Consider the following 23352-nt stretch of genomic DNA (forward strand, 5'->3'; position numbering starts at 1 on the left):
GTACAGATGATCGACATCAGCCAAATCGTCAGCGGCGGCGCCGCACCCGCCAACGCTCCGCGCAACCCGCAGCCCGCTTCGGGCGCGAGCGAGTTCGGCGATGCCCTGGCGCGCGCACGCCAGACGCAGGCCGGCGAAGCGAGCGCGGCCAGCCAACAGCAGCAGCCGGCCAAGAGCGGCAAAACGGCCGACAGCGCAGGCAAGAACGCTGCCGAGACCGGCAAGAAGGCGGACCCGGCCGACGCCGGCGCCGATGCCGGCAAGACGCAGGGGAGCACCGGCAAGGCCGAGGGCGCCGCCGAAGGCCGGAAGGACAGCACCGATCTGGCCGACGACGAGACCGGCACCCACGACAACGCCGCAGCCGCGGCCGCCGCGACGCTGCTGGGGGCGATGCTGCCGGCCGCGCCCGCGGCTGGTCCGGCTGGTGCGGCGGCTGCGGCCGCGGCCGGCACGGGCCCGGCGGCTGGCACGGCCACGCCTGTCGCGGCGAACGCTGCCATCGCCGGCCAGTTGCCGGCTGCGGCCCCCGCACCAGAAGCTGCATCGTCGCTGGCCGAGGACACCCTGAACACCATCGCGTCGCAACGCGCGGCGCTGGCAACGACCACCACCGCGCCGGACGCGGCCGCGGCCAAGCCCGCCACGCCGGCCGATGCGGATGCCGGCAAGCCCGCCGTGTCGTTCGACGCGGCTGCCAGGTCCGCGCTGACCGCCGCGCAAGGGCAGGCATCCGCCGACACCGGCGGCAAGCAGGACGGCGCTGCCGGCGGCCGCGACGGCGCCGCCAGCCAGTTCGCTGCCCCTGCACAGCAGCCCGCTGCGGCGGCGAGCAGCACCACCGTATCGCCGACGGCCGCGTTGCAGGCCGCCCTGCAGGCCGCGTCGGCCGCCGCCAAGGCACCGGGTGAAGACAACGGCGCGATGGCCGCGCCGATCGAGGGTGCCACGCCGCTGGCGCACGGCACCGCCACCACGCTCGGTGCGCAATCGGGCGCGCAAGCCGCAGTCACGCTGCCGCTGGCCCCGCGCGTCGGCGATCCGCAGTGGCCGCAGGCCCTGGGCCAGCAGATGGTCCGCCTGACCACGCAGGGCAACCACACCGCCGAACTGCAACTGAACCCGCCCGACCTTGGTCCGCTGAAGGTCGTGCTCAATGTGGTCAACGACCAGGCCCAGGCCCAGTTCGTCTCGCCGCACGCCAGCGTGCGCGCGGCGCTCGAAGCCGCCCTGCCCCAACTGCGCCATGCGATGGCCGACAGCGGCATCCAGCTCGGCCAGACCTCGGTCGGCGCCGAGCAGTTCGCCGGCCAGCCGGGCCAGGGGCAACAGCAGGCCCCGCAGCATCGCGGCCAGGGTTTCGCCCAGGGCGTGACGGAGTTCCAGCAGCCTGGCGCGGCCCAGACGGCGACGGCACCGGCGGCGCCGCGTCGCGTGGCGCTGGGTGAGGTCGATACGTTCGCCTGAGCAGGCGGATAGTCAGCTGGGTGGGCTCCCTCTCCTCCAACCCCTCTCCCGCGCGCGGGAGAGGGAAGTCAACCTGCGGGCGATTCCACCCGCCGGCGTATCATTCCCTCTCCCAGTGAATCGACACGCGCCGTCCCCCCATGACCTTCGACCTGTTCGACAACCTGCCCGAGCCCGACAGCCGCGGCGGGGAACACAGCGAAGCGATCGGGCCGGGTGCCGTGGTGCTGCGCGGCTTCGCGCTGTCCCGCGCGCTGGCGCTGCGCCAGGCAATCGAACAGGTCCACGCCCAAGCCCCCTTCCGTCATCTGGTCACGCCCGGCGGCTTTCGCATGTCGGTGGCGATGACCAATTGCGGCACGCTCGGCTGGGTGTCGGACGAGCGCGGCTATCGCTATGACCCCAACGACCCGGACAGCGGCCGGCCCTGGCCCGCGATGCCGGCGGTCTTCACCGAACTGGCACGCGAGGCCGCCGCGGCGGCCGGCTATCCCGGTTTTGCGCCCGACGCCTGCCTGATCAACCGCTATGCGCCCGGCACGCGGCTGTCGCTGCATCAGGACCGCAACGAGCGCGATCTGCATGCGCCGATCGTTTCCGTCTCGCTGGGACTGCCGGCGGTGTTTCTGTTCGGCGGCGCGCGACGCGCCGACCGTCCCGCCCGCATCCGCGTGGCGCACGGCGATATCGTCGTCTGGGGCGGGCCGAGCCGGCTCTTCTATCACGGCATCGCGCCACTGGCCGACGGCGACCATCCGCTGCTGGGGACGCTTCGCCTGAACCTGACCTTCCGCAAGGCCGGCTGAAACACGCCGGCATGACGGCGCGATGACACGCCGATGAAATCCCGATGAAGTTTCGTCGCCAAGGCCGCCGGCCGCGCCTTCCGCCGCACTTGATGCCATTGCATCAGACATCTTTTCATCGCGACGTCACGGACCGCCCCTAGCATCCACCTCGCCGTCAATTTGCACTTGCCGCTGCATTCATCGCATTGGCACGATGCGGCCGCGAAATGTCTTCGATTGCCCTCGATATCGCTTCGATAAGGCTTCGATAAGACCTCGATAAGGCCGCGATGCGATGCCCGGCATTCAATCCAACAAAGGGAGGTCCCCCCGTCATGTCTTACATCACCGATAAGGCGCGCGAGCCGCGCCGTGCGGCTGAAGGCTACATCACCGTTCCCGGCCAGACGCTCGAAGAGATCGTCGCCGCCAACCCGGCCCGTCGCAAGGTCCTGCGTGGCGGCCTGAGCCTGTCGCTGCTGTCGGTCTTCGGTTCGACCGGCCTGCTGGCTGCCTGCGGTGGCGACGACGATCCCGCGCCGGCCCCGGCTCCGGCCCCCGGCCCGACCCCGAGCCAGCCACTGGACTACAGTATCGGCTTCAACCCGGTGGCGGACAAGGTCACCGCCGACACGGTGACGCTGCCCGAGAACTACTCGTACGAGGTCCTGTTCTCCGCCGGCGATCCGGTCGAAATCGGCTCGGTCGGCTATAGCGGCTCATTCCAGAGCTCGGCGGAAACCGAGCGCCAGGCCGGCGGCAACCACGACGGCATGCACTTCTTCGAGATCCCCGGCGTCGACCCGCAGAAGGGCGGCCTGCTGGCGATCAATCACGAAGCGATGGATTCGGCCATCCTGTTTCCGACCAGCTACGACGAAGCCACGGCCACGGCCGAGCAGAAGCGCATCGCGCTGTCGTCGGTCGGCGTGTCGATCATCGAAATCGAATTCGCCGACGGCAAGTGGCGCGTCAAGCGCGACTCGCAGTACAACAAGCGCTATACCGGCAACACCATCTACAAGGTGGGCGGCCCGGCCGCTGCCGCGCTCGGCGGCAGCGTGGTCGGCACGCTGAACAACTGCTCGAGCGGCGCCACGCCGTGGGGCACGTACCTGACCTGCGAAGAGACCACCGACAACTACCTCGACCAGTCGAACCCGGAAGAAGGCTACGGCTGGGTGGTCGAGATCGACCCGCTGAACCAGCTGGGCGCGCCGACCAAGCGCACCGCGATGGGCCGCTTCGACCACGAGAACACCGCGTACATGACGGACGCCAGCAACCGCGTGGCGTTCTACATGGGCGACGACGGCACCCCGGGCTGCATCTACAAGTTCATCCCGAGCAATGCCTTCGATCCGAACAACCGCGCCGCCAACGCCAACCTGCTCGACCAGGGCACGCTGTACGTGGCCAAGTTCAACGCCGACGGCTCGGGCCAGTGGGTCGAGCTGACCCAAGGCAAGAACGGCCTGGTCACCGGCGCCAGCGATCCGGGCAACTACACCCAGTCGACCACGCCGCCGGCGCCGACGACGGTGGACTTCAACACCCAGGCCGACGTGCTGATCAAGACCAAGGCCGCGGCCCGCGTCGCCGGCGGCACGCTGATGGACCGTCCGGAATGGATCACCGTGGGCCTGGACAAGACCGTCTACTGCACGCTGACCAACAACGGCGGCCGCCGCGTCACCGATGCGGCCAACCCGCGCGCCACCAACCCGCACGGCCACATCGTCCGCTGGAAGGAACAGGGCGACTCGCCGCTGGCGACCACCTTCACCTGGGAAATCTTCCTGCTGGCCGGCGACCCGTCGCTGGCCGCGGACAACCTGAAGGGCAACATCGTCGGCGACACCTTCTCGAGCCCGGACGGCATCCGCGTCGATCCGAAGGGCCGCCTGTGGGTGCAGACCGATGCCGGCACCGGCAGCAGCACGACCGACATCTTCGGTGCCAACTCGATGCACTACGTCGACCAGCAGACCCGCGAGTGCAAGCGCTTCCTGGTGGGCCCGCACGGCTGCGAGATCACCGGCATCGCCTACACGCCGGACCTGACGACGTTCTTCATCAACATCCAGCACCCGAACGGCGCATGGCCCAGCGCCAGCCTGCCGGCGCGCTCGTCGACCATCGTGGTTCGCCACAAGGACGGCAAGCCGATCGGCGCGTAAGCGTACGCCATAGCGTCCGATGCCGGCCTCGCGCCGGCAATTCCCGAAGCCCGACGGCGACCTGCCGTCGGGCTTTTTTGCTGGTTGGGCAGGAAGCCGCTCGGAAACCGGTCGATGCCGGCCAGGAAGCCGTTCAAGAGCCGTTCATGAGCCGTTCATGAGCCGTTCATGAGCCGTTCATGAGCCGTTCAGCCGGCCGCCAGGACGCGGCGCCAGCGGCCGCCGCGCGCGGGAACCATCGTGGCGATCGCCGTCACGCCGGCGTGCGCCTGCGCGGCATAGCGGCGGGCGAGCATCCCCTGTTCGAGCAGGAAGCGGTCGCGCCATGGCGGCGCGGCTTGATGGGTGCCGTCGTGCTTGGTGTCTTCGCTCTTCACGGCGATGTCGGTCGCTGCAGCCTCCCCTGGCCTCGCCGCCAGCGTCGCCAGTTCGTCCTGCACCTGCGCAAGCCAACGCCGCGTGTCGGCGCTCGCCGGTACCGGCGCTTCGCTGCCGACCGCCTCCGCGCGAATCACGCCGGCCAGCGCCGCCATCTTCCGCACGGTCACATGCAGCCGCGCGAATTCCGCCACGATGGCCGGGCCCAGTTCGGCGCCGGCCTGCTCGAGCGCCTGTTCCGCGCGCACCGATGCGCGGCCCGCGGCCACGCGCAGCGCTTCCAGCCGCGTCTCGGACGGTTCCAGTTCGGCATCGGACAGTGCCTGCGCAAAGGCCGCCCGCAGATAGATCGCATGGATGGCCACCGCTTCCCGCGCGCGGCGGCGGGCGCGTGACAACTCGGCGCGCGGGGCGAGCACCAGATAGCTCGCCAGCGCGATCAGGCAGCCGAACGCGGTATCGGCGCCGCGCAGCATTGCGACGTGGCTGCTGTCGGAAGCAGGTTCGCCGATCCACGAAAACAGGATCACCGCCGGCGTCAGCATCAGTGCGAACAGGCCCGGGCTGCCGGCAAGGCGGGCCACATAGGCAGCGGACAGCGACACCGCGCTGATCGCGAGCGCGACTGGGGCGGTGGGATGCAGCAGCCCCACCATGCAGGCCAGCAGCGCGCCGCCCAGCGAGCCGGCGAAGCGCTGCAGCGAAATACGGCGCGTGGTCTGCAGCTGCGGGCTCAGCACCATGATCACGGTCACCGCGACCCAGTAGCCATGATCGAGCTGCCAGACCAGACCGGGCAGCAGGCTGAGGCCGCCGGCCAGTGCCAGCCGGGCCGCGTGGCGCGTCACGCGCGCATCGCGCGCACCGAGCTCGGCCAGCGTCGTTCCCCACGCGCGCAGGCCGATCCATAGCGAGCGGCGCGGCCAATGGAAAGACGCGCGCCATGCGGCAAAGTCGGGAAAGCGCGCCAGCGATGCCAGCGCGGCGTGATACAACGGCGGGGCGCTGGCATTGGCGACCTGGCCGTGCAGGCGCTTGAGCTGCAGATACATCGACCGCGTCAGCGCGGGCAGATCGGCCACGTGGCGCGCCAGACCCTGCTCGATCTGCTCGCGCAGGTCGTCGAGGCAGCGATGCAGGTGGCGCAGCGGCAGCCGTTCATGGCCTAGCCTGCCGCGCAACTCGGAAGCGACGATCAGCAGGGCGAACACCGCCTCGGCCATCGCAATCAGATAGCGGTAATACAGCAACGTGGCCGGATCGAACCACGAGCGCTGCGTCGCGATCAGTTCGCGCGCCTGCTCGATCCGTTCGCGAACGCGCCGCTTGCCGATATCGGTCCGCCCATCGTCGTGCGTACCGGAGTTCGGGTCGCCGGCGAGCGCGGCCGCTGCGGCCAGCGTGCGAGCCAGCGCCTCCAGCGCCGCGAAGATCGCCACCATCTGTGGCCGCGGCCGCGTATCGCGTGCAGACGGCAGCAGCGCCAGCGACACCACGCAGGCAAACACGCCGCCAAGCAGATAGTCACGCCCCAACGCCAGCGCCCATGTGGCGGCGTTCGCCTCGCCCACCGGCTGCAGGCAGGCCGCGATCAACACCACGTAGAGCAACTTGGCCGACAACGCAGCGGCCGTGCCGCGCAGTTCGACCATGCCGGCGGCAAGGCCGGCCGTCAGCACCACCACCACGGCGGCCACGGGACTGCCAGCCAATGCACCCCCGAGCGCGCTGGCGAGCGCCCCACCGACGCCCACCGCGGCAAGCGGAGGCAACCGGTCTCGCGCGGTGCCGCCCGGATCGGCGAGGCAGGTCCAGATCGAAGCGGTGGCCGACCATAGCAGGCCCTGGTCGGCGCCCAGCCAGCCCATCGTGGCCAGGGCGAGAAAGGAGGCGCCATAGACCACGCCGCGGCGGCACAGGCCCCCGGCGCGGGCTTTCATGGCCGTCTCGCGAACGGTGGCGAGGATGGCGGCGGCGACGGCGGAAACTGGGCGAGTCAGAGCGGATACAACGCGCATCGGGTAGCGGAAATCGACGTTTCAGCCACTCTATGAGATTCGATGTTGCAACGCAATAAATTGACGGCCGGGACCGTGTATTCGCCGCGGTGGTGCGGGCTTGCCGCGCGATGGTGCGGGCGGATCGCCGGTGTGGTGCAGCGTGACGCCCGCAAGCCGCCATTCTCGCGGCGCGTCTTACGATATGCGGAAATCGCCGGGGAAACCGACCCGACCAGGCACGGCTCGCCGCCTTCGTAGGGGCGAAAAAAAACCGCGCGAAGTTTCGCGCGGCTGGAATCCACCGAGGTGGTGGAGGAGACAGACTCGACTATATACCATCTGCTGCGACGCAACAAGTCCGCTGCAAATACCCCGCGCTGCGACGGCAGATTTGTGGCATGGACGCCACAACATTGTGCTTCATTTGTCCGGCTCCACCGCGAGCCGCAACGCAGCGCGGGCCAACAGCCGCGTCGAGTCGAGCGTCGGCAGCGGCGAATTGGCATCGCTGATGATCAGTGGAATCTCGGTGCAGCCGAGCACCACCGCCTCGCAGCCCTGTGCCTTCAGACCGGCAATCACGCTCTGGAAGTACGCGGTGGTTTCGGTTCGCAGCACGCCGCGGACCAGCTCGTCCATGATCAGCCGGCCGATTTCCGCGCGCTCCTGCAAACCAGGTCGTACCGCCTCGATGCCCCGCGCCGCCAGTTTTTCCGGATAGACCTCGCTGTCGACGAGCCACCGGGTACCGGTCACGCCAACCTTGCGATAACCACGCCGAGCCGCTTCGTCCGCGACCACCTCGGCGATATGCAGCCACGGCAGCGGAGAATGCGGCGCGACATGTTCGAACGCCTGGTGGATCGTGTTGTCCGGACAGATCAGGAAATCGGCGCCGGCCCGCGCCAGCTTGTTGGCGGAATCGAGCATCAGCTCGCCGACACCGCGCAGGTCGCCGCGATCCAGGCAGGCAACATAGTCGGCCAGCGAAGGCGTATGCATCGAGATCTCGGGATGCCCGTGCGGCCCGAGAAACTGCGCGCCTTCGGCGCAAATGGTCCGATAGCACAGCGCGGCGCCCTCGGCGGAGCAGCCAACGATGCCGATATGTTTTGGCATGGCGTGAATTCCGTTGCGTTGGTCGGATGGCGGTGGGATCACCGTGGGTCATTGTAGCGACGGCGGCGTCTGCCGGTCTTGCACTCAGCCGATCGCCCGCCGCAGGCAATCGAGAAACGCCCGCGCCAGCGCCGGCTCCGGATGCTGCCGGGCGCGCAGCACGTAGCTGTTGAAGACGATCGCCGGCTCGAACGGCAGCGCCTTGACGCCGGCAATCCGCAGGCTGCGGATCACCACCGGATTCACCACGCTGACGCCGAGACCCATGCTGACCATCGTGCAGATCGTCGCCGCGTATGGCGTCTCCAGCGTCAGCTTGCGGCGATCGGGGACGAAGGCGGCGTCGATGGCGGCGCGCGTGCCGTCGCCATGGGTCAGCGAGATAAAGGTCTCGCCATCGAGATCGCTGGCCACGATGCGGCGCTTGCGCGCGAGACGATGGTCGGCCGGCACGATGCAGACGCCCGGCACATCGCGCAGCAAAGTCGCCTCGACGCCCGCCGTATCGACCACGTAGGACACCAGGCCGAAATCGCAGAACCGCGTCGCGGTCCATTTGGCGACCATCGGCGAATCGCTGGTATGGACGGAGATCGCGACGTCCGGATGCCGCTTGCGGAATTCGCGGATCGCGGGCGACATCACGCTCATCGCGATCGATGGCACCGCGCCGATGCGCAGTGCGCCGGTTCCCAGCTGCCGGATCGCACGCGCCGAATCGCGCAGCGTATCCAGGCCGACGAAGGCACGCTCGACATCGCGAAACAGCGCCTCGCCCTCGACGGTCGGCACCAGCCGGCCCGCAATGCGCTCGAACAGGCGAAAGCCGGCCTCGCGCTCGAGCTGCGCGATCACGCGGCTGACGTTCGGTTGGGAGGTATGGAGTTGCTCCGCGGCGATGGTCATCGAGCGCGCCAGCATCACCGCGCGGAAGGTTTCGATCTGCTTGAAGTTCATCGTGTCGTGGTGGAGAAGGCGCGTGGCGATGGTATATCAAATTGGTATGCGCCAACCGCAGATTGTGATTTGACGATATGGGGGACGATTTCCATACTGGCCCACAACGCAATGCCAATTCCCCTATCCCCCCGGGCCATATGGACACGAACGCAATCGACACCACCTACGGCGCCAACAGCGCCAGCAGCGCCACCAACAGCACCGCAAACCACACCGCTTCCAAAGTCAGCCGCCGCCTGCAGCAGGCCACCGCTCCCGAAGTGTGCGAGCTGATCTACCTGCCACGGCTGAACCGCGATTTCGCCAGCGGTTTCCCTTATCTCACCGACATCAACCAGGCCCATCTGCTGATGCTGCATGCCGCCGGGCTGGTGCCGCGCGCGATGGCGGCGCGGATCGCGCGGGCGTTGGAGGAGATCGAACGCGCGGGCCCCGACGCGGTGCCGCTCGACCCGGCGCGCGAAGACGCCTACTTCAACTACGAAGCGCAGCTGATGCAGACCGCGGGCGCCGACGCCGGCGGCCGGCTCCATGTGGCACGCAGCCGCAACGACATCCTCGCCACGCATGATCGGCTGCGCGCCCGCGATGCCGGGCTGGCGCTGCTCGAGGCCATCCAGGCCTTGCTCACGACCACGCTGACGATGGCGCGGCAGCACGCCGACACGGTGATGCCGGGCTACACGCATCTGCAGGCGGCGCAGCCGATCACCTACGGCTATTACCTCGTCGGTCTGGCCGACGCCTTTGCCCGCGATGCCGAACGGCTGCTGCGCACGCTCGATGCGCTCGATGCCTGCCCGCTCGGTGCCGGCGCGCTCGCGGGTACCGCCTTCCCGATCCAGCGCGAGGAAACCGCACGGTTGCTCGGGTTCTCGCGCTGCGTCGCCAACGGGCTCGACGCGGTGGCATCGCGCGATTTCGCCTGGGAGATGATGTCGGCGATGACGATCGCCGCCGTCGGCTGGAGCCGCATCGCACAGGACTATTTCGTCTGGTCGACGCCGGAATTCGGCCTGATCGACTTCCCCGACAGCGTGGCCGGGACGTCGAGCATCATGCCTCAGAAAAAGAACCCGGTCGTGCTCGAATACCTGAAGGGCAAGGGCGCGCATCTGACCGGCCTGCTGACCGCCGCGTTGTCGACGGTCAAGGGCACCAACTTCTCGCATACCGGCGACGGCAACCGCGAGAGCATGCGCAGCTTCTGGGAATGCGCCGACGAATGCTTGCGCAGCGCCCGGCTGCTGACGCTGGTGATCGGCTCGGCCACGCCGCTGCGCGACAATATGCTGCTGCGCGCGCGCCGGGACTTCTCCGCGGCCACCGATCTTGCCGATGCGCTGGTGCGCGAGGCCGATCTGTCATTCCGCGAGGCGCACCATATCGTCGGCGCCGTGGTGCGCCAGGCGCTGGACGCGCAACTGCCCGCCGACCGCATCACCAGCGACATGGTGGACATCGCCGCGCGCCAGCAGATCGGCCGCGCGATCGGCCTGAGCGAAGAGGCGGTGCAGCGCTGCCTGGACCCGGTGCAGGGTGTCGGCGCCCGCATGGCCGCCGGCGGTCCGTCGCCCACGCTGGTGCGCGCGCGTCTCGTCACGATGCAGGCAGAGCTCGACGCGGCCGCCGCGGAACTCGCGGCGCGGCGGCGGGCCGTCGCCAGCGCCCGCGCAACGCTCAAGCGCGAAAACGCCGCGCTCGCCGCGACCCCGGCCTGAGAGACCGGCCGCGCGCAACGTCGCGCCGGCAGAAACGAAACCGCCGGCTCGAAGCCGGCGGGTCATCGTGATCGCCATCGGCGCTGCCGGCGCCCATCATGCCGGCGGCGCGCCTTCCTTGAAGGCTGCCTTCAGCTGCTCGCGCAGCTGCGGCGAATCGTCATGATGATGGACCTCCACCGCATGCTGCACCGCGGCCTCCAGCAGTTCTTCCTCGCTGTCGGCGCTGATCGCCACCGTGCACTTGGTGTCGCTGGGAATTTCCCGGCAATCGATATATTTGCGTCCCATTGCTGCCTCCTGACGCTGCCTGCATGAAATGGCGGATCGAGGTCCGCCCAGGCGCCGCCGGCGCGACACCGGTCAAGGCCGGCGGGCTGCATTGAGTATAGGCAGGCGGCAGGCAATCGATGCTTACCCGGCGCTACCGCCGAGCCGTCGGCGCGTCACCGCGGCGATGTCGCGCGTCCAAGGCTCGGCGGCCCAGCGCCGCTCGGCGAAGGCCTCGATTTGCTGCCGATACGCCAGCGACAGGCCGATGATGTCCAGCCCCTGCAGGAACATCTCGCGATGGCGCGCCGACAGCGTAAAGCCGGCATCGAAGCCCTCGGCGTGCACCCGCATCGCTTCGATGTCGATGCCGACCGGACCACCGTCGCTGGCCTCGACGATCTCCATCAGCGCGGCGACCTGCTCCGGCGGCAGCATCACCAGCAGCAGCCTGTTGTTCATCGCGTTCGAATAGAAGATCTCGCCGAAGCTCGGCGCGATCACCGCGCGGATGCCGTACTGCTGCAAACCCCAGACCGCATGCTCGCGGCTCGAGCCGCAACCGAAGTTGGAGCCGCCGATCAGGATCGACGTGCCGGCGTATTGCGGGCGATTGAGCACGAAGTCGGCGCGCGGCTCGCCCTTCGCGTCGAAGCGCAGGTCGTACAGCAGCCCTTGCGCCAGCCCCGATTTGTCGATGCCGCGCAGGAACTGCTTCGGCATGATCTGGTCGGTGTCCAGGTTCTCGATGCGGATCGCCGCGGCCTTGCCGTCGATACGAAGCGGTTCAGTCATGGTGGCGCTCCAGTGCGCGTACATCGGTGATGCGGCCAGTCACGGCGGCGGCGGCCGCCATCGCAGGGCTCATCAGATGGGTGATCGCCCCCCTGCCCTGCCGGCCTTCGAAATTGCGGTTGGTGGTCGAGGCGCAGCGCACGCCGGCCTCCAGCACGTCGTCGTTCATCGCCAGGCACATCGAGCAGCCCGGCTGCCGCCATTCGAAGCCGGCGTCGATCAGCAGCGCGGCGATGCCCTCGGCCTCGGCCTGCGCCTTGACCGCGCCCGAGCCGGGCACCACCATCGCGCGTACCCCGTCCGCCACGCGCCGGCCGCGCACCACCTGGGCCACCGCACGCAAGTCCTCGATGCGGGCGTTGGTGCAGGAGCCGATGAACACATGCTGGATCGGCGTGCCGGCGATCGGCGCGCGGGGCTCCAGGCGCGTATAGGACAGCGCCTGTTCGGTGCTGCGGCGTGCGGGGCCCTCCGGTTGTTCCAGCGGATCGGGGATCCGTCCGCCCACCGGCACGACCTGATCCGGGCTGGTGCCCCAGGTGACATGGGGCGCCACGTCGCTGGCATCAAAACGGTGTTCGACGTCGAAGGCCGCGTCGGCATCGCTGCGCAGTGCGCGCCAGGCGGCAAGCGCCTGCGGCTGCAGTTCCTCATCGATATCCGGCGCGCGTTGCAGCACGTACTCGATGGCGGTGGCGTCGGGCGCGATCAGCGCGCCGCGCGCGCCGGCCTCGACCGCCATATTGCACAGCGTGAAGCGGGCCTCGACGCTGAGCGATTCGATCGCGCTGCCGCAGAACTCGACCACATAGCCGCGTGCGCCCTGCGCGCCGATCCGGCCGATGATCATCAGTACCAGGTCCTTGGCCGTGGTGCCGGCCGGCAGCGTGCCGTCGACGCGAATCCGCATGTCCTTTGCGAGCCGGTAGACCAGCGTCTGCGTCGCCAGCACATGCTCGACCTCCGAGGTGCCGATGCCGAAGCCGAGCGCACCCAGCGCGCCATAGGTGGTGGTATGGCTGTCGCCGCAGATCACCACCATGCCGGGCCGGATCATGCCGTGCTCGGGCGCGACCACATGCTCGATGCCCTGCAGCCGGTCGTTGGTATCGAACAGCGCAATCCCGTGCCGGTCGCAGTTGGCCTTCAGGTTGCTCGCCTGCAGGGCCGACGCAGGGTCGGCAATCACGCGGATCGCGCCGGGATGCGTCGGGATGATATGGCTGACCACGGCGACGTTCTGCCCCGGCATCAGCACCGGCCGGCCCTGCTCGTGCAGGCCGGCGAAGGCCTGCGGGCTGGTGTACTCGTTCATCAGATGCAGATCGCAGAACAGCAGGACGTTGTCGTCGTCCAGTCTGGCGACCGTATGCGAATCGACCAGCTTGCGATATAGCGTGCGGGGAATCATGCAGGGTTCCGAATGAGGCGATATGTCATGCCGCGATGTTCCGCGGCGCCTGTCGCGGGCAATGTGCCTGGCTTATGGCTTACTCCGCCGAGATGCCGCGCTCCTTGATCAGCCTGGCCCACAGCGGCATTTCCTTGGCGAGGCGGGCGCGGGCCTGCTCCGGCGTGGACGGCATCGGATCGAAGCCCTCGCGCACCATGCGGGCCTTCAGTGCCGGCGCGTTCAACGCGGTATTGAGCGCGGCGTTCAGCTTGGCAATCACCGGCTGCGGCGTGCCGGCCGGGGCGAACACCATGAACCACGTCTCGAAGGCATAGCCCGGCAGGCCCGCCTCGGCGATGGTGGGCACATCGGGCATCAGCGGCGAGCGCTTGGGTCCGGTCACGCCGATCGCGCGCAGCTTGCCGGCCTGCACCTGCTGCTGCGCGGCGGACAGCACCGGGAAGCTCATGTTGACCTGGCCGGCGATGGTGTCCATCAGCGCCGGACCGCCACCGCGATACGGGATATGTTCGATCGGCACATTGGCCACGCTCTTGAACAGCTCGGCCGCCATGTGGAAGGTGCTGCCCGGGCCCGCCGATCCATAGGTGTACTTGCCGGGCTGGGCCTTCAGCATCGACAGCAGCCCCTTCAGGTCCTTGGCCGGCAGCTGGTTGTTGACCACCAGCACATGCTGGGAGCTCGCCACCATGCCGATCGGCGCCAGGTCCTTCTGCGTGTCGTACGGCATCTTCGCGAACAGCGACGGATTGATCGCCAGCGACACCGTCTGCAGGCCGATCGTGTAGCCATCGCCGGCCGCCTTGGCGACCGCATCGACGCCGATATTGCCGCCGGCGCCGCCCTTGTTCTCGATCACGATGGTGCCGCCGAGCGCCTTGGCCCATTCGTCGGCGACGAGCCGCGCCGCGATATCGGCGCTGCCGCCCGGCGCGTAGGGCACCACCAGCTTGATCGGCCGCTCGGGATAGCCCTGCGCATACGCGCCCGCGGCGACGACCGTGCTACCGAAAGCCAGCGTCAGGCCGGCGCAAAGGAGTTGCAGTTTCATCGTTGTCTCCGTCCACTCGGGGGTTCGTTGTTGGTTTCGTTATTGGTTTCGTTATTGGTCTTGTTGTGGAAGGCATCGTATCATTGATGAAAACCAGCATAATTTCCGGCCGGATCATGCTTGATTAACTGCGATTCACGAATCACCACTCCCGTCGGTCGCTCGGCTCCCCCTCCACCAGATCCACCCTTCATGGACGGCTTCTCCGATCTCGCCTTCTTCGCCACCGTCAACAAGCACGGCAGCCTGGCCGCCGCCGCGCAGCAACTCGGCGTCACGCCCCCCGCGGTCAGCAAGCGCCTGGCCGCGCTCGAGCGGCGCCTCGGCGTGCGCCTGCTGCAACGGACCACGCGGCGGCTCAGCCTGACGCCCGAGGGCGAGACCTATCTGGTCGAAGGCGCGCGCGTGCTCGCCGAACTGGAGGCGCTGGAGCGCACCGTGGCGGGCAGCGGCGCGACGCCGCACGGTCTGTTGCGGATCAGTGCGACGCTGGGCTTTGGCCGCCGGTATATCGCGCCGGCACTGTCCGCCTTCGCGCGGCTGCATCCGCGCGTCGAGGTGCAGCTGCATCTGAGCGACCGCCCGGTCAATCTGGTCGAACAGGGCTTCGATGCGTCGGTCCGCTTCGGGGAGTTGCCGGACGCGCGGCTGACTGCGCGGCTGCTGGCCAACAATCGCCGCCTGCTGTGCGCCACCCCTGCGTATCTGAAGGCCGCCGGCATGCCGGCCACGCCGCAGGACCTGACGCGGCATCAGTGCATCTTCATTCGCGAGAGCGACGAGACGTTCGGCACCTGGCATTTGCGCAGCGGCACGCGGCAGGAGACCGTCAAGGTGCGCGGCCCACTGAGCACCAACGACGGGGAATCGGCGCTGGGCTGGGCGCGCGAAGGGCATGGCATCCTGGTGCGTTCGGAATGGGATGTGGCGCCGCTATTGCGCAGCGGAGAGCTGCAGCCGGTGCTGAAGGAATGGAGCCTGCCGAACGCCGATATCTACATCGTGTTCCCGACGCGCAGCCATCTGTCGGCGAAGACGCGCGCGCTGGTCGATTTCCTGCTGCAACGCTTTGCCGCGCACCGGCGCGTGGATAGCGGCGCGGCGCACAACGGCTGGTGAGGGTGACGGCGGCGTGCCGGCGCGTTTAGTCGCACTCAGTCGTGCTCAGTGGTGCTCAGTCGTGCTCAGTGGTGCTCAGTCGTGCTCAGTCGCGATACGGCCGCAGCGGCGCCGCCACCGCCTCCAGCGGCTTGCGTTCGGCGTCGATCGCGTATCGCCACGCCAGCAGCCCGGCGACGATCACCAGCGCCGCGCCGATCGCATAACCGATCGCCACCGCTTCCCGGCTGCCCGTTTCGACCAGCATGCCGAACAGCGCCGGCGCCACGAATCCACCGGCGCCGGTGCCGATCGCAAAGAAGATCGAGATGGCCAGTGCGCGGATTTCCAGCGGGAAGACCTCGCTGACCGTCAGATACGCGGAGCTTGCCGCGGCCGACGCGAGGAAGAATACCGCCGACCAGCACAGCGCCAAGCCGCGCGCCTCGACCCAGCCCTGCACGAAGGCCCAGCCGGTCAGCGCCAGCCCCACGCCGGACAGGCAATAGGTCAGGCCGATCATCCTGCGCCGGCCGACCTGGTCGAACAGCGGGCCAAGGATCAATGGGCCAAGCACGTTGCCGAGCGCGAAGGGAAACAGATAGAGCGCCACGCGGGCATCGGGCACGGCGTAGAAGCGCGTCAGCACCAGCGCGTAGGTGAAGAAGATCGCGTTGTAGAAGAAGGCCTGCGAGATCATCAGCGCCAGCGCGACCACGGTGCGTCTCCGATAGCGATGCAGCATCACGTCGGCGACCTCGCGCCACGGCGTCGCCTGTCCCGCGGTGCGCGGCATTTTTCGCAGCACGGTGTCGTCGCGGGCGGTATGCGCCGAATGCCCGTAGACCTCGGCCTCGATCCGCTCGACGATCCGCAGCGCCTCTTCCGGGCGGCCATGCGTCAGCAGCCAGCGCGGGCTCTCCGGCACGTCGCGCCGCACCAGCAGGATCGCCACGGCCAGGATCGCGCCCAGCGCGAAGCCCGCGCGCCAGCCCAGTTCGGGACCGAGCACGCGCGGGTCCAGCAGCACCAGGCTCAGGCCCGCACCGAGTGCCGCGCCCAGCCAGAAGCTGCCATTGATCGCGAGGCTCACGCGGCCGCGCACGCGTGCCGGCACCAGTTCGTCGATCGCCGAATTGATCGCCGCGTATTCGCCGCCGATACCCAGGCCGGTGACGAAGCGGCATAGCGCAAAGACCGCGAAGTTCGGCGAGAAGGCGGTCGCCAGCGTCGCGCCCATATAAACCGCCAGCGTCAGCAGGAACAGCCGCTTGCGGCCAAGGCGATCGGTCAGGCGGCCGAAGATCAGCGCGCCGAGCACCGCGCCGGCGATATAGATCGAACCCGACCAGCCGAATTGCGCGGCCGACAGCCCCAGCGTATCGGGCCGCTGCAGCACGCCGCCGAGCGAACCGACCAGCGTGACCTCCAGACCGTCGAGCACCCATGCCACGCCGAGCGCGATCACCACGCGCCAGTGCCAGCGCGACCAGGGCAGCCCATCGAGGCGCTCGGGCAAGGCCGCCGCCGGCGCGATCGTGCTCGCCTGCGCGCGCGCCGTCATCACGCCTTTCCGTCGGACTTGCCGGACTTGCCGGAGCCGCCGGACTTACTGGACTTGGTGCCCTTGTCCTTGCCGATGGAACCGAGCTTCGCCTTGCCGCCAGCCTTGCCGCCAGCCTTGCCGCGAGTCTTGCCATCCTCCCGGTCATCGAGATGACCCGGCAAGCCGCGCGCCTTGCTGCTGCGCGCCAGCTTGACGGCATGCGCGAGCGCCAGCGCGAAACCGGGCACCGTGTCGAGGCGCCCGTCGATATGGCGACGGAAGAAATCGGCCCAGCGGAAATCGGGATAGGCCTGCTTGACCTTGTCGTAGCCGCCGGCCAATTGGGCGAAGGCCTCCAGGCTGCGGTACGGATCGTCGCGCATCTCGGCCAGCGAATGCGGCAGGGCGGCGAGCCCCTGCCGCTCGCCGTATTGATCGTAGGGATGGACCAGATGCCGGGCCTCCATCTCCAGCCAGAAGCGATCGGGCGGCAGCGCGCTCCAGTTGTGCTTGATCACCACCGGCACGCTTTCGATGCCGAGCTCATACCAGGCGCGCGCCCAGTGATGGTGGTCGATGACGTAGAAGGCCGGGCCGGGCCCGATCACGACATGGATGCGATGCCGCTCCATCAGCTCGATCTGCTTGCGGCCCTGATGGCGCAGGGTGACGTCCATCTTGCTCTGGACGTGATACAGGCCAACGGTCATTTGCGTGGGCCGCAATTGCCTGACGGGCAGCGTGACACGCGCACCCTTGCGCCAAACCTCGCCGGTCAGCGCTTCGGCCGGCGGCACCGGCACGGCCCCGCTGGCCGCCGTCCTGTCGTCGGCCGATTCCAGAGTGTCGCGCAACCGGGCGGTCTCGCCGATGCGTTTCATTGCCTTGCCTCCCTTGCGACCGTCTTGCCGTGGCTTCATGCGGGCCTTTTGGTGGTTCGCTGATGACCGGGGCGGGGCAAGAAGCATGCCGTCGGGCCCCGGTCCTCCGGTGGGCGCTCTCAAACCGCGATACTGCCGGTACGCGGTTGGCACGTTGTGAGCCGTACATCACTTTGCAACGCAGATTGTAAAAGGTTCAGGTGCTGCTCGCACCGCCCTGGGCCCACGACGGCCCCCGTCAACGCCGGGCTACTCGTCACCGCGTAGTGTCGCGAAACGCGTGAATCGCGACATCAAGCATGTCGTAGTGTCGGGAAACGCTCGAATCGCGACATTAAACATTCGGGTAGTGTCGGGAATCGGGGAATTTGCGACACTAAGGGCCGACGTAGTGTCGCGAAAGGGCACTATCGCGGATTTTCTCCCCGTCACAAAAAGTACGGCGCTAGCAGAGTTCCTCTGTAAAGCCATCGCGCCACTCGTAATACCGGACGTATGAAGATTCACCGAACAATAGAACTCGGCGCGCTGCTGGCCCAAGTCCGGGCCTGCAGGGCCTGCGAACCGGATTTGCCGCTCGGCGCCCGCCCTGTACTGCAGGCCTCGCCGCAATCCCGCATCCTGATCGTCGGCCAGGCGCCGGGGACGAAGGTCCACCAGACTGGCATCCCCTGGAACGACGCCAGCGGCAAGCGGCTGCGCGAGTGGCTGGGCGTCGATGCCGAGACGTTCTACGACCCGACCCGATTCGCCATCGTGCCGATGGGCCTCTGCTATCCCGGCCGCGCTGCCAGTGGCGACAAGCCGCCGCGGCCGGAGTGCGCGCCGATGTGGATGGACCGGATTCTGGCCGGGCTGAAGCACATCGAGCTGACGCTGCTCGTCGGCCTCCATGCGCAGCGGTATTTTCTCGGCGCCGCGAACAAGCCGTCGCTGACCGAGACCGTGATGGCGTGGGCGGAATATGGGCCGCGATATGTTCCGCTGCCGCATCCCTCGCCGCGCAATGTGGCGTGGTTCCAGCGGAACGCGTGGTTCGGTGAAGAGGTGGTGCCGATGTTGAAGACGCGCGTGGCCGAAGTATTGGAGAACGACGGGGTCAATGAGGCGGAAAAGGCGGCACCACGTCGAATCGCGGCGAAGCCGCGTCCCTAAAGCCTCCCTGCAAATCCTTCTGCCAGCGCTTTTGTCAGCGCTTCTGCCGGCCCTCTTGCCAGCCCTTCTACCAGCCCTTCTGCAGGCCCCCTCTGCAGGCCCCCCTCTGCAGGCCCGCTCTGCAGGCCCGCTCTGCACGCCCTTCTGCAGGCCCCTCTGCAGGCGTCTCTGCAACACTGATTTCCCCATCGGTAAATTTCACCTCCCCGCCGGGGCGCCGGATCGCTTTATCTGCGAGCTCGCACGCCGCTTTCGCCCACCACGCCGGCTCTCCTTCCGCACCGTCGAACTGGCACACCTGATGCTCCCCGCTTTAATCGCTTCCCCGCCGCCGGGCGGGGGGTGTAGCCATTGTTCTCAAGGAGGCGCAAATGAACGACGGAATGCACGAGGAGCGGCGGGAAGGCATGCAGCGCGAAACGCACGGCAGCAAGCCGGGCCTGCTGCCATTTGCGGTCGCGGCGGCGGTTGGCGCGGCGATCATGTACCTGTTCGATCCGCAGTCGGGCCGCCGGCGCCGCGCGGAGTTGCGCGACAAGGCCGAGGCAAGCCGCCACGACATGCAGGATCTCGCGGAGAAGCAGGCAAAACGGATAACCGACCGGATGCAGGGCATCGCGGCGAAGGTGCGCAGCGCGACCGGCCTGGGCAAGCACTCGGCCGATGACAACACCATCGCCGAGCGCGTCCGCGCGGAAATGGGCCGTCTCGTGGGCCATCCCGGCGCGATCGACGTGGCCGTGGTGGGCGGGCGAGTCTGGCTGAGCGGACACATCCTGTCGGCCGAACACGAGGCACTGATCGCAGCCGTGCGGGCCATCGCGGGCGTACAGGATGTCGACGATCGCCTGACCGTGCACGAGGAAGCCGGCAACGTGCCGGAGTTGCAGAGTTAGCGGTATCGCGCTGCCGCCCGAGAGGCTGGTCTTCCCCGGCCGTGCGGGAGTTCGGCGGTGTGCGAAGTCGGGTCACCGGGCTCCCGCGTGCGGGGGGCGACAGCGACCTTATTCGACGCCGCCGGGCTGCGGGCTCAAATAACCCCTTGAATAGCCCCTCGAATAGCCTCTCGAATGGCCCTTGCATGGCCGCCCTTGAGCTGTCCGACCGTCACGAGTTCTGAATCCCGCGCCGCTTGATGAACTCGCCCCAGACCTTGGCGTCGGTCACGGCGCGCTGCTTGATCGCCTCGGCCGACCCTGCCAGCGGCTCCAGATAGAGCGACGCCAGCTTGCTCTTGACCTGCGGATCCGACAGGAAGGCCTGCACGGACGCATTCAGCCGAGCCACCACCTTGGCATCCATATTGGCCGGCCCGAGCAAGGCGTACCAGCCAGGCATCACGGGCACGTCCAGACCCGCTTCCTTGACCGTCGGCACATTGGGCAACTCCTTGGCGCGCTTCTGCCCGACGATCGCCACCGGCACCACGTTGCCGCCCGTGATCTGCGGCAGCGCCGAACCCACCACGCTGACCATCGCATCGACTTCGCCGGCGATCACGCCGGTCAGCGCCGGACCCGAGCCCTTGTAGGCGGCGTGTGTCAGCTTGATGCCGGCCTTGTCGGCCAGCATCTCCATCGCCAGATGAGTGGAATTGCCGACGCCGGCGCTGCCGAAAGTCAGTCCGCCGGGCTTGGCCTTCGCCTTCTCGATGAACTGGGCCATCGACGTGATGCCGCTGGCCTTGCTGGTCACCAGCACGAACGGCGTATCGACCACGGGAGCAATGAAGGTGAAGTCCTTCTGCGGATCGTAGGGCAGCGACTTGTACAGATGCTGGTTGAAGCTGACCTGCGACACACCGGTCAGCAGCAGCGTGTAGCCGTCGGCGGGCTGCTTGGCCACGAAGGACGTGCCGATGATGCCGTTGGCGCCGGCGCGATTGTCGACCACCACGGACCGACCCAGCTCCTGGCTCAGCTTGTCGCCCAGCATCCGCGCGACCACGTCGCCGCCCGAGCCCGCCGACTGCGGCACGATCAGCCGGACAGGACGGTTGGGATAGGCATCCTGGGCCATCGCGGCGCCGGACAGCGTCATCAGGGCCGCCATCGCGGTGCCCATCAAGGAACGGTACATCTGCAGTTCTCCCCAATCATGCGAATTGAAATGGTCTCGACGGCTGCGTTTCGCTGGCTGCGACTCGTTGGCTCAGTTCGCTGGCTGCGTTTCGCTGGCTGCGACTCGTTGGCTCAGTTCGCTGGCTGCGTTTCGCTGGCTGCGTTTCGCTGGCTGCATTCGCACCGGCGCGCCACGCGACCTCCATCGGCGCAATGCGCCGCCATCGATCCGGCTTGTAGAGCGATGGTAAGAATTCGCGCGAGTGCCAACCAATACGGAATCTCGATGTCGCCATAGGTCGAACCTATGGCGGATTCCGGGCTGCCCCTCCCGGGGGCATCGGGAATCGCCGCGGTGCATGCCCCGCGTTTTGCATCGGCATTCGGCCCCGCTTTGGCGCATCTCGATGCGCTCGCGGCCGATCTTGCGCGCCGCGGCGCAGCATGCCATAGGCCAGCCCTATATCCATATCGGCATTTCGTCTTTCCGGGGCTCGGGGGGCGCTGCTTACCATTGCCGCAAGCCAACCGACCTCAACGCAAGATTCATGTCCGATATCGATCTCCGCGGCAATGCCTGGAAAACGCCGGCCAGCGCCTATCTCGAAACGCGCCCCTCGCGCTTTTCTATTCCCGATGCGCCGCTGTCCTGTTATGTGACGATGCGCGACGGATGCCGGCTCGCGGTCGATGTCTTCGTGCCGCAGCCGCTGGAGGCCGAAGGGCAGGTCCGCGACAACGATGCGCCGGCGCGCTATCCGACCATCGTCATCTTCACGCCCTATTTCCGCCGTTTCCGGCTGCGCGAGCCCGGTGCGGAACCGAGCCCCAATACCGCGAAATACCGCGACGCCTTCGTACCGAAGGGCTATGCCGTGGTGGTGGTCGACGTACGGGGCACCGGCGCCAGCTTCGGCACGCGTGACGCGCTGCGTTCGCCGACCGAGCGTGACGACTATTTCGAGATCGCGGACTGGATCGTGGCGCAGCCCTGGTCCAATGGCCGCATCGGCTCGACCGGCATCTCCTATCTGGGCGCGGCCGCCTGTTTCCTGGCCAGCACGGGCCATCCCGCGGTCAAGGCGATCGCCCCGTTGTTCGCGGTCTCCGACATCTACAGCGAGCAGCTGTACCCGGGCGGCCTGCTGTCCAAGGTCTGGGTGCAGGCCTATGACGAACTGATGGTCGCGCTCGATCAGGACGATCGCGCGCTGCTGGCCCGCTATCCCTACTTCAACGATCCGCGCTTCGATGGACCGGAGCGGGTCGACGCGGACACCGACGGCAGCCTGGTACAAGCGGCCATCGAGCAGCATCGCAACAACTTCGCGCTGGCCGATCTGGCGCCGGAGTTCGCCTTCCGCGATGGCGCCACGCAGCACGACCCGGCGCTCGATTCGGGCAGCTGCAGCCCCTATCGCTATCTCGACGGCATTGCGGAGGACGTCGCGGTGTATTCGATCTCGGGCTGGTACGACGGCGGCGGCTATGCGAATGGCGCGATCACCCGCTTCCTTTCACTGCCCAATCACGACAGCCGGCTGCTGCTAGGCCCCTGGGACCACGGCGCGCGCACCAATATTTCGCCGTGGCGCAACCACGCCGCCTCCGACTTCCCGCTGCTGGCCGAGGTGCTGCGCTTCTTCGATCATCATCTGATGCAATTGCCGACCGGGCTCGAGCGGGAGACCCGCGTCCACTACTACAGCGTGCACGACGAGCAATGGCATGCGGCCGCGACGTGGCCGCCGGTGCAGGACACGCAGCGGCTGTATCTGTCTGAGGATGCGGAAAGCCTGTCGCCGGCATGTCCCGCGGCGGAATCGGACCGCGACACGATGGCCGACTTCAACTGGTCCACCGGCCGCCAAACCCGCTATGAGCGGCTCGGCGCGGCCAATATCGAGGACTACTACCCGGACTGGAGTGAACGGCAGCAGGACCTGCTGTCCTTCGATGGCGCGGTGCTGACGGCGCCGCTGTCGATCGCCGGCCATGTCGTGCTGAACATTGGCCTCGCCAGCTCGCAGCCCGACGCCGCGCTGCATGTCTTCCTGTCCGAGGTCGAGGCGTCCGGGCGGGTGCGCTACATCACCGAAGGCATGCTGCGCGCGCTGCATCGCAAGACCGCGCCGTGCCCGCCGGAATACCGCACCACGTGGCCCTACCGCACGTTCGCGAAGGCCGACGCGGCGCGTCTGGTGCCGGGGCGGACCGAGCGCCTGCACTTTGCGATGCTGCCCGTCGCGTGGACGTTGGCCGCCGGAAGCCGGCTGCGTCTGTCGATCGCCGGCGCGGACCGTGGGCACTTCCCGCAGGTGCCGCACGGCCGTCCGCCGCGGCTGTCGATCCGGCTCGGCGGCGAGCTGGCTTCGTATCTCGATCTGCCGATTCGCCGCTAGTCCCGCGGCTGGTCCTGTGGCGGGCCCCGCTGCGGAACGCGCAGCGGGGCGCCGGCGGATGCTACAT

18 protein-coding genes are annotated in these 23352 nt (G+C 68.1%); 8 read left to right on the forward strand and 10 right to left on the reverse strand.

Annotated elements, in window-relative coordinates; translation table 11 throughout:
- Nucleotides 1-6: 6 nt before the first annotated feature.
- The 3 genes from K7G19_RS22975 to K7G19_RS22985 all read left to right on the forward strand — a co-directional run bounded on the left by K7G19_RS22975 (nt 7) and on the right by K7G19_RS22985 (nt 4435).
- The gene (locus tag K7G19_RS22975) at nt 7-1467 is read left to right on the forward strand and encodes a flagellar hook-length control protein FliK (protein WP_226109345.1); all 1461 of its coding nucleotides are present in this window, start codon (nt 7-9) and stop codon (nt 1465-1467) included.
- A gap of 140 nt (nt 1468-1607) precedes the next feature.
- The gene (gene alkB, locus K7G19_RS22980) at nt 1608-2273 is read left to right on the forward strand and encodes a DNA oxidative demethylase AlkB (protein WP_226109347.1); all 666 of its coding nucleotides are present in this window, start codon (nt 1608-1610) and stop codon (nt 2271-2273) included.
- Between the two features lie 317 nt (nt 2274-2590).
- The gene (locus K7G19_RS22985; RefSeq protein WP_226109349.1) at nt 2591-4435 is read left to right on the forward strand and encodes a PhoX family phosphatase; all 1845 of its coding nucleotides are present in this window, start codon (nt 2591-2593) and stop codon (nt 4433-4435) included.
- A gap of 188 nt (nt 4436-4623) precedes the next feature.
- Here the strand turns inward: K7G19_RS22985 and K7G19_RS22990 are convergent, their stop codons facing one another.
- From K7G19_RS22990 to K7G19_RS23000, 3 genes are all read right to left on the reverse strand, one after another.
- A complete protein-coding gene (locus K7G19_RS22990) occupies nt 4624-6753 on the reverse strand; it encodes an FUSC family protein (protein WP_226109351.1) in 2130 nt (709 codons plus the stop codon).
- Between the two features lie 480 nt (nt 6754-7233).
- On the reverse strand, nt 7234-7932 hold the full coding sequence (locus K7G19_RS22995) for an aspartate/glutamate racemase family protein (RefSeq protein ID WP_149319494.1): 699 nt from the start codon (nt 7930-7932) through the stop codon (nt 7234-7236).
- Between the two features lie 84 nt (nt 7933-8016).
- Complete coding sequence (locus K7G19_RS23000; protein ID WP_150084596.1) at nt 8017-8889, reverse strand: LysR family transcriptional regulator; 873 nt, start codon at nt 8887-8889, stop codon at nt 8017-8019.
- Nucleotides 8890-9029: 140 nt separating this feature from the next.
- Here K7G19_RS23000 and argH point away from each other — a divergent pair, with 140 nt between their 5' ends.
- The gene (gene argH / locus K7G19_RS23005) at nt 9030-10613 is read left to right on the forward strand and encodes an argininosuccinate lyase (protein WP_226109352.1); all 1584 of its coding nucleotides are present in this window, start codon (nt 9030-9032) and stop codon (nt 10611-10613) included.
- A 96-nt stretch (nt 10614-10709) separates the two neighbouring features.
- On the opposite strand, the gene K7G19_RS23010 is transcribed toward argH, so the two are convergent.
- The 4 genes from K7G19_RS23010 to K7G19_RS23025 all read right to left on the reverse strand — a co-directional run bounded on the left by K7G19_RS23010 (nt 10710) and on the right by K7G19_RS23025 (nt 14143).
- Nucleotides 10710-10904, reverse strand: coding sequence for a DUF1059 domain-containing protein (locus K7G19_RS23010; RefSeq protein ID WP_149319491.1), 195 nt, complete (start codon nt 10902-10904; stop codon nt 10710-10712).
- A 123-nt stretch (nt 10905-11027) separates the two neighbouring features.
- On the reverse strand, nt 11028-11678 hold the full coding sequence (gene leuD, locus K7G19_RS23015) for a 3-isopropylmalate dehydratase small subunit (protein WP_149319490.1): 651 nt from the start codon (nt 11676-11678) through the stop codon (nt 11028-11030).
- Nucleotides 11671-13089: a 3-isopropylmalate dehydratase large subunit gene (leuC, locus tag K7G19_RS23020; RefSeq protein ID WP_226109353.1), complete on the reverse strand. Its 1419-nt coding sequence runs from the start codon at nt 13087-13089 to the stop codon at nt 11671-11673. Before leuC ends, leuD begins: the two co-directional genes overlap by 8 nt.
- Before the next feature lie 79 nt (nt 13090-13168).
- Nucleotides 13169-14143, reverse strand: coding sequence for a tripartite tricarboxylate transporter substrate binding protein (locus K7G19_RS23025; protein ID WP_150084599.1), 975 nt, complete (start codon nt 14141-14143; stop codon nt 13169-13171).
- Between the two features lie 192 nt (nt 14144-14335).
- On the opposite strand from K7G19_RS23025, the gene K7G19_RS23030 reads away from it, so the two are divergent.
- A complete protein-coding gene (locus tag K7G19_RS23030; RefSeq protein ID WP_226109354.1) occupies nt 14336-15262 on the forward strand; it encodes a LysR substrate-binding domain-containing protein in 927 nt (308 codons plus the stop codon).
- An 85-nt stretch (nt 15263-15347) separates the two neighbouring features.
- Here K7G19_RS23030 and K7G19_RS23035 read toward each other — a convergent pair whose 3' ends face one another.
- Nucleotides 15348-16805, reverse strand: coding sequence for an MFS transporter (locus K7G19_RS23035; protein ID WP_226109355.1), 1458 nt, complete (start codon nt 16803-16805; stop codon nt 15348-15350).
- On the reverse strand, nt 16805-17668 hold the full coding sequence (locus K7G19_RS23040; RefSeq protein ID WP_149319486.1) for a ParB-like protein: 864 nt from the start codon (nt 17666-17668) through the stop codon (nt 16805-16807). The genes K7G19_RS23035 and K7G19_RS23040 overlap by 1 nt, the downstream gene beginning before the upstream one ends.
- A 495-nt stretch (nt 17669-18163) precedes the next feature.
- Between K7G19_RS23040 and K7G19_RS23045 the strand changes: the two genes are divergently transcribed.
- Together K7G19_RS23045 and K7G19_RS23050 are read left to right on the forward strand one after the other, a co-directional pair.
- The gene (locus tag K7G19_RS23045; protein WP_226109356.1) at nt 18164-18823 is read left to right on the forward strand and encodes a uracil-DNA glycosylase family protein; all 660 of its coding nucleotides are present in this window, start codon (nt 18164-18166) and stop codon (nt 18821-18823) included.
- A 407-nt stretch (nt 18824-19230) separates the two neighbouring features.
- The gene (locus tag K7G19_RS23050) at nt 19231-19719 is read left to right on the forward strand and encodes a YtxH domain-containing protein (protein WP_226109357.1); all 489 of its coding nucleotides are present in this window, start codon (nt 19231-19233) and stop codon (nt 19717-19719) included.
- Nucleotides 19720-19930: 211 nt separating this feature from the next.
- Here K7G19_RS23050 and K7G19_RS23055 read toward each other — a convergent pair whose 3' ends face one another.
- A complete protein-coding gene (locus K7G19_RS23055) occupies nt 19931-20902 on the reverse strand; it encodes a tripartite tricarboxylate transporter substrate binding protein (protein WP_226109359.1) in 972 nt (323 codons plus the stop codon).
- A 529-nt stretch (nt 20903-21431) separates the two neighbouring features.
- Between K7G19_RS23055 and K7G19_RS23060 the strand changes: the two genes are divergently transcribed.
- The gene (locus K7G19_RS23060) at nt 21432-23285 is read left to right on the forward strand and encodes a CocE/NonD family hydrolase (protein WP_226109361.1); all 1854 of its coding nucleotides are present in this window, start codon (nt 21432-21434) and stop codon (nt 23283-23285) included.
- Nucleotides 23286-23352: the final 67 nt, after the last annotated feature.

It is taken from the genome of Cupriavidus sp. DB3, from assembly GCF_020418465.1.
Classification (GTDB): domain Bacteria; phylum Pseudomonadota; class Gammaproteobacteria; order Burkholderiales; family Burkholderiaceae; genus Cupriavidus; species Cupriavidus cauae.

What these genes read in the sequence shown, in the direction of transcription:
- K7G19_RS22975 (WP_226109345.1), top strand. Translation starts at nt 7, where the DNA reads ATGATCGACATCAGCCAAATCGTCAGCGGCGGCGCCGCACCCGCCAAC.
- alkB (WP_226109347.1), top strand. Translation starts at nt 1,608, where the DNA reads ATGACCTTCGACCTGTTCGACAACCTGCCCGAGCCCGACAGCCGCGGC.
- K7G19_RS22985 (WP_226109349.1), top strand. Translation starts at nt 2,591, where the DNA reads ATGTCTTACATCACCGATAAGGCGCGCGAGCCGCGCCGTGCGGCTGAA.
- K7G19_RS22990 (WP_226109351.1), bottom strand. Translation starts at nt 6,753, where the DNA reads ATGAAAGCCCGCGCCGGGGGCCTGTGCCGCCGCGGCGTGGTCTATGGC.
- K7G19_RS22995 (WP_149319494.1), bottom strand. Translation starts at nt 7,932, where the DNA reads ATGCCAAAACATATCGGCATCGTTGGCTGCTCCGCCGAGGGCGCCGCG.
- K7G19_RS23000 (WP_150084596.1), bottom strand. Translation starts at nt 8,889, where the DNA reads ATGAACTTCAAGCAGATCGAAACCTTCCGCGCGGTGATGCTGGCGCGC.
- argH (WP_226109352.1), top strand. Translation starts at nt 9,030, where the DNA reads ATGGACACGAACGCAATCGACACCACCTACGGCGCCAACAGCGCCAGC.
- K7G19_RS23010 (WP_149319491.1), bottom strand. Translation starts at nt 10,904, where the DNA reads ATGGGACGCAAATATATCGATTGCCGGGAAATTCCCAGCGACACCAAG.
- leuD (WP_149319490.1), bottom strand. Translation starts at nt 11,678, where the DNA reads ATGACTGAACCGCTTCGTATCGACGGCAAGGCCGCGGCGATCCGCATC.
- leuC (WP_226109353.1), bottom strand. Translation starts at nt 13,089, where the DNA reads ATGATTCCCCGCACGCTATATCGCAAGCTGGTCGATTCGCATACGGTC.
- K7G19_RS23025 (WP_150084599.1), bottom strand. Translation starts at nt 14,143, where the DNA reads ATGAAACTGCAACTCCTTTGCGCCGGCCTGACGCTGGCTTTCGGTAGC.
- K7G19_RS23030 (WP_226109354.1), top strand. Translation starts at nt 14,336, where the DNA reads ATGGACGGCTTCTCCGATCTCGCCTTCTTCGCCACCGTCAACAAGCAC.
- K7G19_RS23035 (WP_226109355.1), bottom strand. Translation starts at nt 16,805, where the DNA reads ATGACGGCGCGCGCGCAGGCGAGCACGATCGCGCCGGCGGCGGCCTTG.
- K7G19_RS23040 (WP_149319486.1), bottom strand. Translation starts at nt 17,668, where the DNA reads ATGAAACGCATCGGCGAGACCGCCCGGTTGCGCGACACTCTGGAATCG.
- K7G19_RS23045 (WP_226109356.1), top strand. Translation starts at nt 18,164, where the DNA reads ATGAAGATTCACCGAACAATAGAACTCGGCGCGCTGCTGGCCCAAGTC.
- K7G19_RS23050 (WP_226109357.1), top strand. Translation starts at nt 19,231, where the DNA reads ATGCAGCGCGAAACGCACGGCAGCAAGCCGGGCCTGCTGCCATTTGCG.
- K7G19_RS23055 (WP_226109359.1), bottom strand. Translation starts at nt 20,902, where the DNA reads ATGTACCGTTCCTTGATGGGCACCGCGATGGCGGCCCTGATGACGCTG.
- K7G19_RS23060 (WP_226109361.1), top strand. Translation starts at nt 21,432, where the DNA reads ATGTCCGATATCGATCTCCGCGGCAATGCCTGGAAAACGCCGGCCAGC.